The sequence below is a fragment of the Mycobacterium sp. genome (genome assembly GCF_008709575.1).
Classification (GTDB): domain Bacteria; phylum Actinomycetota; class Actinomycetes; order Mycobacteriales; family Mycobacteriaceae; genus Mycobacterium.
The window spans coordinates 1-574 of the sequence record NZ_VYIK01000502.1 but is presented as its reverse complement, the minus strand read 5'-3'; the positions used below and the strand labels follow the sequence as shown (position 1 = coordinate 574).

The 574-nt window shown below is 58.5% G+C and carries 1 protein-coding gene; it reads right to left on the bottom strand.

Translation table 11 applies throughout. From position 1 onward, the window contains the following. Positions 1 to 123: 123 nt before the first annotated feature. A partial coding sequence (locus tag F6Q13_RS19825) for a transposase (protein ID WP_293060103.1) occupies positions 124 to 574 on the bottom strand: 451 nt, incomplete at its 5' end.

Below are 574 nucleotides of genomic sequence, written 5' to 3'. Positions count from 1 at the left end.
GCATCGTGCCATCCTTCCCTCAAAAGAAGGTGTGCACGAAACCCGGGAGGCTTCATTAAGAAAAAAATAGACGGGACTGTCCGATATTCGGTGTAAGTGGCATTTCTCGGATTTTTCTTTCGGTCAGCGTTCTTCAGCAACTGGCATGCGATCGGCGAACGTGATCGCCAGGGCGTTGAGCGCCGGCTTCCAGCGTATAGCCCACTTGGTCTGCCCGGTACCCTTGGGATCTAGTGACCGGGTCACCAGGTAGAGCGTCTTGAGGGCGGCCTGCTCGTTGGGGAAGTGTCCGCGTGCGCGCACCGCCCTGCGGTAGCGGGCGTTGAGGCTCTCAATTGCGTTGGTAGAGCACAATACGCGGCGGATCTCGACGTCGTAGTCCAGGAATGGGATGAACTCGTCCCACGCGTTGTCCCACAATCGTGTGATCGCCGGGTAGGGCTTGCCCCATTTCTCGGCGAACTCCTCGTAACGCAACCGGGCCTCATTCGCGTTGGCCGCGGTGTAGATCGGTTTGAGATCGACGCTGATCTTGTCCCAGTACTTACGCGAGGCGTAGCGGAAGGTGTTGCGG